Annotated in this window: 11 protein-coding genes; 2 read left to right on the top strand and 9 right to left on the bottom strand. The window is 47.1% G+C overall.

Features of this window, described 5'->3' with window-relative positions:
* Positions 1 to 286 precede the first annotated feature (286 nt).
* The gene (locus DUW71_RS17305; RefSeq protein ID WP_119396533.1) at positions 287 to 1,243 is read left to right on the top strand and encodes a manganese-dependent inorganic pyrophosphatase; all 957 of its coding nucleotides are present in this window, start codon (positions 287 to 289) and stop codon (positions 1,241 to 1,243) included.
* A 217-nt stretch (positions 1,244 to 1,460) separates the two neighbouring features.
* Here DUW71_RS17305 and DUW71_RS17300 read toward each other — a convergent pair whose 3' ends face one another.
* The 9 genes from DUW71_RS17300 to DUW71_RS17260 all read right to left on the bottom strand — a co-directional run bounded on the left by DUW71_RS17300 (position 1,461) and on the right by DUW71_RS17260 (position 8,437).
* Entirely contained in the window at positions 1,461 to 1,850 is a 390-nt protein-coding gene (locus tag DUW71_RS17300; protein WP_119396532.1) for a ClpXP protease specificity-enhancing factor, read from the bottom strand.
* Between the two features lies 1 nt (position 1,851).
* The gene (locus tag DUW71_RS17295) at positions 1,852 to 2,481 is read right to left on the bottom strand and encodes a glutathione S-transferase N-terminal domain-containing protein (RefSeq protein WP_119396531.1); all 630 of its coding nucleotides are present in this window, start codon (positions 2,479 to 2,481) and stop codon (positions 1,852 to 1,854) included.
* An 86-nt stretch (positions 2,482 to 2,567) separates the two neighbouring features.
* Positions 2,568 to 3,326, bottom strand: a complete 759-nt coding sequence (locus tag DUW71_RS17290; RefSeq protein WP_119396530.1) for a cytochrome c1 — start codon at positions 3,324 to 3,326, stop codon at positions 2,568 to 2,570.
* Positions 3,323 to 4,573 carry a cytochrome b gene (locus tag DUW71_RS17285; RefSeq protein ID WP_119396529.1) on the bottom strand — a complete coding sequence of 417 codons (1,251 nt, stop codon included), beginning with the start codon at positions 4,571 to 4,573 and terminating at the stop codon, positions 3,323 to 3,325. Before DUW71_RS17285 ends, DUW71_RS17290 begins: the two co-directional genes overlap by 4 nt.
* Positions 4,570 to 5,172 carry a ubiquinol-cytochrome c reductase iron-sulfur subunit gene (gene petA / locus DUW71_RS17280; protein WP_119396528.1) on the bottom strand — a complete coding sequence of 201 codons (603 nt, stop codon included), beginning with the start codon at positions 5,170 to 5,172 and terminating at the stop codon, positions 4,570 to 4,572. The genes DUW71_RS17285 and petA overlap by 4 nt, the downstream gene beginning before the upstream one ends.
* A 201-nt stretch (positions 5,173 to 5,373) precedes the next feature.
* Positions 5,374 to 5,763, bottom strand: coding sequence for a 30S ribosomal protein S9 (rpsI, locus tag DUW71_RS17275; RefSeq protein WP_119396527.1), 390 nt, complete (start codon positions 5,761 to 5,763; stop codon positions 5,374 to 5,376).
* Between the two features lie 13 nt (positions 5,764 to 5,776).
* A complete protein-coding gene (gene rplM, locus DUW71_RS17270) occupies positions 5,777 to 6,205 on the bottom strand; it encodes a 50S ribosomal protein L13 (RefSeq protein ID WP_119396526.1) in 429 nt (142 codons plus the stop codon).
* Positions 6,206 to 6,300: 95 nt separating this feature from the next.
* Positions 6,301 to 7,893, bottom strand: coding sequence for a peptide chain release factor 3 (gene prfC, locus DUW71_RS17265; protein WP_407690501.1), 1,593 nt, complete (start codon positions 7,891 to 7,893; stop codon positions 6,301 to 6,303).
* 142 nt (positions 7,894 to 8,035) lie between these two features.
* Positions 8,036 to 8,437, bottom strand: a complete 402-nt coding sequence (locus DUW71_RS17260) for a YbaN family protein (RefSeq protein WP_119396525.1) — start codon at positions 8,435 to 8,437, stop codon at positions 8,036 to 8,038.
* Positions 8,438 to 8,585: 148 nt separating this feature from the next.
* Between DUW71_RS17260 and DUW71_RS17255 the strand changes: the two genes are divergently transcribed.
* Entirely contained in the window at positions 8,586 to 9,278 is a 693-nt protein-coding gene (locus DUW71_RS17255) for a hypothetical protein (protein ID WP_119396524.1), read from the top strand.
* Positions 9,279 to 9,303: the final 25 nt, after the last annotated feature.

Below are 9,303 nucleotides of genomic sequence, written 5' to 3'. Positions count from 1 at the left end.
TGAACCCTCGCCAGCCGCTTGGCTGACTCAGCGTTGCTGGCCGTTTTGGCTGTGCCCCGCTGGTGTGGAGGCGCATTATAGAGACAAAGCCAAATGCGTCAACACTTTTTTTGAAGTTTTTTCATTTTAAATCAATTACTTAGCAAATCGTTTACTTGTTAACCAAAAAGTCAGTTTTTTGATTATTTATCAACCACTTTTGCGCTTTCGCTATAGACGTACGGCCTAGAAATTAGAACAATGCGCCCATCAATTAAGTGCTACCTATAATAGAAAGGGCAAAAACATGGCTTTTGATTTAGAAACACCAGAAAACAACAACACTGACAACCTTGTTTGGCTAGGCCATCTAAGCCCAGACTCGGATACAATAGGCTCTGCAATTGCAGCAGCCGAACTATTCGGCGGTGAAGCACGCCGTGCTGGTGAGCTAAATAAAGAAACCGCTTTTGTTATTAAAGAAGCAGGCATTGAACAGCCAGCAATGATTTCTGTCGTGGAAGGTCAAAAAATCGGCTTAGTCGACTTCAATCAGAAAACCCAGCTACATAAAGATGTCGATACTAAGGACATCGTTGCAATTATTGACCACCACGCAATTCAAGATCAGCCAATTACTTTTAATTCGCCTATCTCTATCGACATCCGCCCTTGGGGTAGCGCGGCAACCATTCTAGCCGACCGCTTTGAAAAGCTAGGCAAAACACCATCACCAGCAACAGCAATTACGATGCTTGGTGGTATTTTGTCTGACACCGTAGTTTTCCAATCTCCTACTACAACAGAGCACGACAAAGTATTCGCTGAAAAACTTGGCAAGATTGCAGGTATTGCAGATGTAGTTGAGTTTGGCACTCGTATGCTGGAAGCAAAGTCGGACCTGGCAGATGTGTCGACTTACGATATTTTAAAAGGCGACTTTAAGCACTATGAAATCAACGGCAAAAAAGTTGGTTTTGGCGTTGCAGAAACATTGTTGCCAGAGCAGCTTATCGAGCGCAAAGCAGACTTCCTAAAAGAAATGGAAGGCGAAAAAGCCAAACAAGGTTTGGATTTCATCTTCTTCGCAATTGTAGATACGAAAAACCAAGCTTCTCACCTTGTGATCTTTGCTGATGCGGAAGGCGAACTGGCTAAGGAGGCCTATGGTGCCGAGTATGCTGATGACTTTATGCTTCTACCTGGCCTAATTTCTCGAAAGAGTCAGTTGATGCCGGTTATTCAAGAAGTGCTTTCTAAGTAAGTTAACTGTTTCCCAAAGCTCCGCTTTGTAAAACCTACACCTGAACCCCGTAGGTTTTACGACCGCTAGGTCGGGAAACAATAAAGTTTGCAAAGCTATTAAAAAAGCCCAATTGAGAGATCAATTGGGCTTTTTACTAACACGGAGGTCGCTGTGTTTCCCGAACCTTCGGTTCGTAAAACCTACATTCCTGCCTTCGCAGGAATGACAAACTGAACTACTTAACCACTTTAAGGTGGCTAACTTTGCCTTTTGCTTCTGGCTTTTCTGGCTCTGGAGATTCGGGCGCTTCTTCTAGCGCTTCTACTTCAAAGCTCATGCCTTCACCATTTTCCCGCGCATACAATGCTTCGACTGCGCCAATTGGCACATAGATATCACGCGGTTGGCCGGCAAATCGTGCTGAAAAGCTAACCGCCTGATCATCTATCAAGAAATGTGCGCAAGCACCCAGTGATACGTTTAATACGATGCGACCGTCCTTAACATGCTCTCGTGGCACATCCACGTAAGGTAAATCGGCATTGACGAGCAAATAAGGCGTGCAGTCACTGTCGGTTAGCCATTCGTGAATGGCCCTTAGCATATAAGGTTTGGCAGCTTTCATATTAATCTCGCATATCTCTTTCTACTTCCGACAAGCTCTCTTGGAATGACTCACGGGCAAATACTCGCTCCATGTATGCCAATAATGGCTTGCACTGTTTTTCAGGCAACTCAATACCAAGGTGCTCTAAGCGCCACAGGATAGGCGATAGCACACAGTCAACAATCGAGAACTCTTCTGCCATGAAGTATGGTTTTTCATTAAAGATTGGCGCAATGCTTACCAAGCCTTCCAATAGTTCCTTACGAGCATTAGCCATGGCTTCGGCATCACCGCGAGCTTCAATGATATCAACTAATTTACACCAGTCTTTTTCAATACGCTCTACGTACAGGCGGCACTCGGCACGGCTTACCGGATATACAGGCAATAACGGCGGATGCGGGAAACGCTCGTCTAGGTATTCCATCATGATGTTTGGATGGTACAACACTAGCTCGCGGTCAATTAGCGTAGGCAGAGTGCTATATGGGTTTACTTCACTCACTTCGGCAGGAATCGCATTGCTGTCGCAGTCTTTGATCTCAACTGTCACACCTTTTTCAGCCAATACGATGCGTACGCGGTGGCTGTAGTGACTGGCTGGATCTGAGTAAAAAGTCATTGAAGAACGCTTGGCAACAACGCCCATTCGTGAATCCTCGCTTGCTAATTAGAAACAAACAAAGCGCGACCATTGTCGCGCCTTGTTATTTTTACCTACAGAGTATATGGGGATTAATGTAGCTCTTTCCAATACTCGCGGTTCAATAAAATGGCGAATACCAAGAACACCAGCAAGAATGCAATCACATAAAAACCAATGGTTTTACGTGTTTGCTGGATTGGCTCACCCATATAATCCAGGAAGTTCACCAAATCTTCGACCGTTTGGTCATACTCTTCTGGTGTTTGCGAACCTGTTTCGTAAAACTCTTGACAGCCAGAGGCAACAATAAGTTTTCCAGACTGCTTATCTACCACTTCTTTCGACTCAGGTAAAGGAATGCTTCCGCATAAACCTTGCAACTCAGCCATAACGTGAGGCATACCAACGTTTGGGAAAACGCGGTTATTCACACCCATTGGGCGAGATGCATCAACATAGAAGTTGCGTAGATATGTATATAGCCAGTCGGTACCACGAACACGAGCAACCAAAGTTAAGTCTGGTGGCGCTGCACCAAACCATTCTTTTGCTGATTCGGTATCCATAGAGTTTGTCATCAGCTCACCGATTTTGGCGTCGGTAAACATCAGGTGCTCTTGGAAGATATCCTCAGGGATGTCGAGATCACGAGCAACTCGGTTGTAGCGACCGTACTCAAGCGAGTGACAGCCCATACAAAAGTTCATATAAGTTTGCGCGCCACGTTGCAGCGACGCTGTATCTGAAATATCACCAGGGTAGTGATCTAACTCATAAGCACTACCGCCAGCCGCCATGGCAAATGACGGCAGTAGCGATACCAACAATATCGTTAATAGCTTTTTCATTTGCTTGGAATCCTCTCCGGTACCGGCTTGCATTTTTCATACTTGGTGTAGAACGGCATCAACAAGAAGAATGCAAAATAAATGGCCATACAGACTTGCGACAAAATCGTCAGCGCAGGCGTCTGAGCTTCACCACCAAGCCAAGTGAGGATAGCAAATGAGATAGCAAACAAAACGATTGCGACTTTACTCATCCAACCCTTGTAGCGCCATGAACGTACTGGTGAGCGATCCAGCCACGGTAGCACGAACAACACCGCAATTGCCGCGCCCATTGCAATCACACCACCTAGCGTTGAGTTGATCGGGCCGACATCAAAGGTAACCGCACGAAGAATGGCGTAGAAGGCACCAAAGTACCAAACCGGCGCAATGTGTTCAGGTGTTTTCAATGGGTTTGCTTCTTCAAAGTTTGGCGCTTCCAAGAAGTAACCACCGCCCTCTGGGAAGAAGAACAACACGATCGAGAATACGATCAAGAAAACAACGATGCCCACTAGGTCGTGCACTGGCAAGAAGTACGGATAGAACGGAATACCATCTTTCGGACGGCCTTGATCGTCTACGTGCTTCTTGATATCGATACCGTCTGGGTTGTTTGAACCTACTTCGTGTAGCGCTAAGATGTGTGCAACAACCAGCGCAACAATGATTAACGGTAGTGCAACCACGTGCAAGGCAAAGAAACGGTTAAGCGTAATGCCTGAAATTAGGAAGTCACCACGAATCCACTGAGTTAGGTCTGGACCAATCACAGGAATCGCACCGAATAGGTTAATAATAACCTGAGCGCCCCAGTATGACATCTGACCCCATGGTAGTACGTAGCCCATGAACGCTTCAGCCATTAGCAATAGATAGATTGCCATGCCGAATAGCCAGATTAACTCACGAGGTTTTTGATACGAGCCATACAGGATGCCACGGAACATATGCAGGTAAACCACAACAAAGAATGCTGAGGCACCGGTTGAGTGCATATAGCGCAATAACCAACCAAGCTCCACGTCACGCATGATGTACTCTACCGAGCGGAAAGCTTCTTCGGCAGATGGTACATAGTTCATTGTTAGCCAGATACCGGTGATGATCTGGTTAACTAATACCAGCAAGCTCAACACCCCGAAAAAGTACCAAGCGTTCAGGTTTTTCGGTGCATAGTATTGCGACATGTGCTTCTCGAACGCGTTCGAGATTGGCAGGCGTCGATCGATCCATGCAACGAAAGCATTATCTCTTTTTATCATGCTTCAGGCCCCTCAACACCAACAGTGAGTACATTGTCTTCGATGTAATAAGGCGGCACTTCTAAGTTCGTCGCTGCAGGCGAGCCATTAAACACACGACCCGACAAGTCAAAGCGCGAGCCATGGCATGGACAGAAGTAACCACCAACCCAATTACGGTCGTAATCTTGCGGGCCAACTTCTGGTACGAACTGTGGCGAGCAGCCTAGGTGTGTGCAAATACCAATCAGCACACTTAAGTCACTCCCATCACGCGCACGCGCGTCATTAGCAGCCCATTCTGGTTGTTGTGAAACAACCTCGGAATTGGCATCTTTCAAACGTGCTTTTAAATCATCTTGAGACAACGCAGCCATCATTTCGGCTTTACGTTTCACAATGAAGATAGGTTTGCCACGCCACTGCCCAGTGACTAGCTCGCCCTCTGCAACGTTTGCGACATTGATTCTGACCGGTGCACCGATGGCTTTCGCCTTTTCACTCGGATTCCACGACCTTACGAAGGGGACAGCAACACCGGCCGCTGCAACCGCGCCCATAGCGGATGTAGCAACGACCAAGAAGCGGCGCCGGCCCGTATTAACGCCGTCTTGCGTCATGATGGATTACCTCTGACTCGTGTAAAACTCGGCTGATTTACATCAATCTTTTAAATGACCCCGAAGTCTATGCAAATCGCGCTCAGCTTACAAGCTGAATACGCTGTTAATCGCACTTTTGGGTCACGGCTAGCGCCATTATAGCCCGAAAACAAAAAACCCGGCAGCAAGGCCGGGTTTTGTAATCCAGAAACTGGAAAATTAACGCTTCGAGAACTGTGGACGACGACGTGCTTTGCGTAGACCAACTTTCTTACGCTCAACCATACGTGCATCACGTGTAACGAAGCCAGCTTCACGTAGTGGGCGACGCAAAGTCTCATCGAACTCAATAAGAGCGCGAGTTAGACCGTGGCGAATCGCACCAGCTTGGCCGTTTGGACCACCACCAACAACAGTTACTTTGATGTCGAAGCGCTCTAGAGAATCCGCAACCTCAAGAGGCTGACGAACGATCATGCGAGACGTTTCGCGACCGAAGTACTCGTCCAATGGACGGTTGTTAACAGTGATTTCACCGCTACCAGGCTTGATAAATACGCGAGCCTTCGAAGTTTTGCGGCGACCGGTACCGTAGTTGTAGTTGCTCATAATGGCTCCCGTCTTATACGTTCAGTTCTTGTGGCTGTTGGGCAGTATGCGGATGCTCAGCACCAGCATAAACCTTCAACTTAGACAGCATTGCACGGCCCAAAGGACCTTTTGGCAACATGCCTTTTACTGACTTCTCGATAATCATCTCTGGCTTGTGAGCAACCAGTTTCTCGAAGTTAGTTTCTTTGATGCCACCTGGATAACCAGTATGACGGTAGTACATTTTTTGCTTAGCCTTGTTGCCCGTTACACGAACTTTTTCGGCATTTACAACAACAATGTAGTCACCAGTGTCTACGTGCGGCGTGTACTCAGCTTTATGCTTGCCACGCAGGCGTAGAGCAATTTCAGTTGACAGACGACCAAGCGTCTTGTCAGTTGCATCAACCACAAACCATTCACGTTTTACAGTTTGCGGTGTAGCGCTAAATGTTTTCATCTTACTAGACTCCACCTATTTGTGGGGGCTCGGGGGAGATCAAGTTGTTAAGGGCGCGAAGCATACAGCATTCACACCCCTTGTACAAGCATTGATCAACCGTGCTCTCGAGTTTTGCGGAATTCAATCTCTGGATGACGTTCCTGGGTTAGGTTCAGGTTCACCAAAGTCGGCGCAATATAGGTTAAATTGTCCGATCCATCCAGTGCTAAATTGTCATATGCCTTTTTCTCGAAGGCCGAAAGCTTTACAGAATCGTCACAAGCGACCCAGCGTGCCGTAGAAACCGAGATCGGCTCATACATAGCCTCTACCTTGTACTCGTCTTTCAAGCGCTGTGCTACCACGTCAAACTGCAGGGTACCAACGGCACCTACAATTAGGTCGTTGTTACGCAGTGGACGGAATACTTGTACAGCACCCTCTTCCGATAACTGAATCAGACCTTTTAAAAGCTGCTTCTGTTTTAGCGGGTCTTTTAGGCGAATACGGCGAAACAATTCTGGCGCAAAGTTTGGAATACCGGTGAAGCGGAACTCGTCACCCCAGGTAAAGGTATCACCAATTTGAATGGTGCCATGGTTATGCAAACCAATAATATCGCCAGGATAGGCTTCTTCTACGGCGGCACGGTCGCCCGCTAAGAAGGTCAATGCATCACTAATTCGAACATCTTTGCCAATACGCGCTTGGCGCATCTTCATGCCTTTTTCGTATTTGCCCGATACCACACGCAAGAAAGCCACACGGTCACGGTGCTTAGGGTCCATGTTGGCTTGAATCTTAAATACAAACCCAGAGAATTTTTCATCTTCTGGCGATACTTCACCAATCGGATCGCCTTCGCGTGATTGTGGTTTAGGCGCCCAGTCGCACAGACCATCCAACATGTGGTCCACACCAAAGTTGCCCAATGCCGTACCGAAGAATACCGGCGTAAGCTGGCCATCAAGGAACAACTCCGAATCAAATTCGTTAGCCGCGCCTTTTAATAGTTCAATCTCCATGCGCAGATCATCGGCAAAATCACCAATGCGCTCATCAAGCTCAGGATTGTCTAAGCCATCAACCACCTTTTCTTCTTGAATGGTGTGGCCTTGGCCCGTTTCATACAGATAGATTTTGTCGCGCAGCAGGTGGTAAACGCCTTTGAAGTTCTTACCCGAACCAATTGGCCAAGTGATCGGCGCACAAGCGATGTTAAGAACGTTTTCTACTTCGTCCATCAACTCGATTGGATCACGGATATCACGGTCGAGCTTGTTCATAAAGGTGATAATCGGCGTATCACGAAGACGTGTGACTTCCATCAGTTTGATTGTGCGGTCCTCCACACCTTTGGCAGAGTCGATCACCATCAAACAACTGTCTACAGCCGTAAGTGTGCGGTAAGTATCTTCCGAGAAGTCTTCGTGACCTGGGGTATCCAATAGGTTCACTAGCTTGTCGCGAAATGGGAACTGCATGACCGAGGTAGTAATCGAGATACCACGGTCTTTTTCCATCGCCATCCAGTCAGACTTAGCATGCTGGTTGCTACCACGGCCTTTAACCGTACCAGCGGTTTGCAAAGCTTGTCCGAACAACAGTACCTTTTCGGTAATGGTGGTTTTACCCGCATCGGGGTGCGATATGATCGCAAAGGTGCGACGCTTATCGACTTCTTGTTGAAATTGCGACATGAACATTCACTCGGCGAGAAAAAATTTGCCGCGTATTGTCTAAGATTTATTAAGGTTTAGCAAAGATCACAACGTATCAATTGGTTGGCCTATACAAACCTAGCCTCTGTTGATAAAACCAAAAGCGCCTAGCGAAGCAGAGTAAAAGCTAGCGCGGCTCATCCAAAGGCTGCGGCACTGCTCGCTTGGCATGCGGGCAGTGCCATATATAGCCTGCTACAAGCAGCAAACACACCACAACCAAGCCTACCCAGATGATAGGCACGCCGGTAAGCAGCAGAATCAGCACGCTGAAGCTCATCATAATGCTAGCAAGCCACTTTGCTTTTAATGGAATAATTCTATCTTGTTGCCACGCCCTTAGGTGCGTGCCAAAAACCGGGTGATGATAAAGCCAATTAGACAGTTTGTTGGAAGAGCGAGTAAAAAAAGCGAAGGCAATAATAAAAAACACAGTTGATGGCAGAACGGGAACGAATACCCCTATCGCGCCAACTGCCACAAATAGGCAACCTAATCCGATATACAATGCTTGCTTCAGTTTGCCCATATACACGCCCCTTTTAGCTATTAACATTGTAGTTCACATAACAACGAAAGCGGAACACCTAAAGCGCCAGCGCCATGGCAAAGTGCCTGCGTCTTTCACGGGCCTCAGTCTTAGATTGCGGTTCGCATATCACAAGGAGAAGACGCAGATGAGCAACCACTTTCAAGCGTTAAGTAAGTCTATTTGGCAAGCTATTGATGACCAAGAAAGCCTGCCACGAAACACCTACATCATCCGTTACAAAGCCGATCATTACTTAATCTACAACCCTAGTGAACACTCACTTTCTGCAGCGAAGGAAATTATTGTTTCGGCAAAACAGCTAGATTTACTAGCAGCAAGTGCTGGCTATTTATCTGGCTTGGTAGCCTGGCGCCAATCATATCCGAGTGCATACGTATGGGGCGCAGATCCGGTAAGTAAAATTTTCACTAGCCGCTTAGGACTAGCTCGAAGTGGAGCCATTGGCATGCTGCATGACTATCTACCGGATTGGATTAAAATAAAACCAGTGCCAACCAGCCGCTTAGGCGAGTGCTGGGTACATATTGATGACGAAAATGAAGCCTATTTAGTCACCAGTGAAAGCTTGATGAACCTACCAACACTTGCCGATGACTGGGCAAGCAGAATCAGGCATAAACTGAGTGGTTTACACCAAGGGCTTTGCATTAGTTATGACTTCAAACGCAAGGTGTCACTCGGCGGGTTTCGTAACTGGAGCCAAACCCAACTTAAGCCATACGACTCGTTTACATTACTACCTACCAAAGGCGAACCCTTAAAGTTGCGCACCGAAGATGCGATGCGCTACGTCAATCAAAGATTCGCCACAATTTAGGCGAGCATAGTAACAATAGTAAAAT

The sequence above is a fragment of the Salinibius halmophilus genome, from assembly GCF_003577475.1.
GTDB classification, from domain to species: Bacteria; Pseudomonadota; Gammaproteobacteria; order Pseudomonadales; family Natronospirillaceae; genus Salinibius; species Salinibius halmophilus.
Note: the sequence above shows the minus strand (reverse complement) of the source record. Positions and strands in the feature narration are given on the sequence as shown.

What these genes read in the sequence shown, in the direction of transcription:
- DUW71_RS17305 (WP_119396533.1), top strand. Translation starts at nt 287, where the DNA reads ATGGCTTTTGATTTAGAAACACCAGAAAACAACAACACTGACAACCTT.
- DUW71_RS17300 (WP_119396532.1), bottom strand. Translation starts at nt 1,850, where the DNA reads ATGAAAGCTGCCAAACCTTATATGCTAAGGGCCATTCACGAATGGCTA.
- DUW71_RS17295 (WP_119396531.1), bottom strand. Translation starts at nt 2,481, where the DNA reads ATGGGCGTTGTTGCCAAGCGTTCTTCAATGACTTTTTACTCAGATCCA.
- DUW71_RS17290 (WP_119396530.1), bottom strand. Translation starts at nt 3,326, where the DNA reads ATGAAAAAGCTATTAACGATATTGTTGGTATCGCTACTGCCGTCATTT.
- DUW71_RS17285 (WP_119396529.1), bottom strand. Translation starts at nt 4,573, where the DNA reads ATGATAAAAAGAGATAATGCTTTCGTTGCATGGATCGATCGACGCCTG.
- petA (WP_119396528.1), bottom strand. Translation starts at nt 5,172, where the DNA reads ATGACGCAAGACGGCGTTAATACGGGCCGGCGCCGCTTCTTGGTCGTT.
- rpsI (WP_119396527.1), bottom strand. Translation starts at nt 5,763, where the DNA reads ATGAGCAACTACAACTACGGTACCGGTCGCCGCAAAACTTCGAAGGCT.
- rplM (WP_119396526.1), bottom strand. Translation starts at nt 6,205, where the DNA reads ATGAAAACATTTAGCGCTACACCGCAAACTGTAAAACGTGAATGGTTT.
- prfC (WP_407690501.1), bottom strand. Translation starts at nt 7,893, where the DNA reads ATGTTCATGTCGCAATTTCAACAAGAAGTCGATAAGCGTCGCACCTTT.
- DUW71_RS17260 (WP_119396525.1), bottom strand. Translation starts at nt 8,437, where the DNA reads ATGGGCAAACTGAAGCAAGCATTGTATATCGGATTAGGTTGCCTATTT.
- DUW71_RS17255 (WP_119396524.1), top strand. Translation starts at nt 8,586, where the DNA reads ATGAGCAACCACTTTCAAGCGTTAAGTAAGTCTATTTGGCAAGCTATT.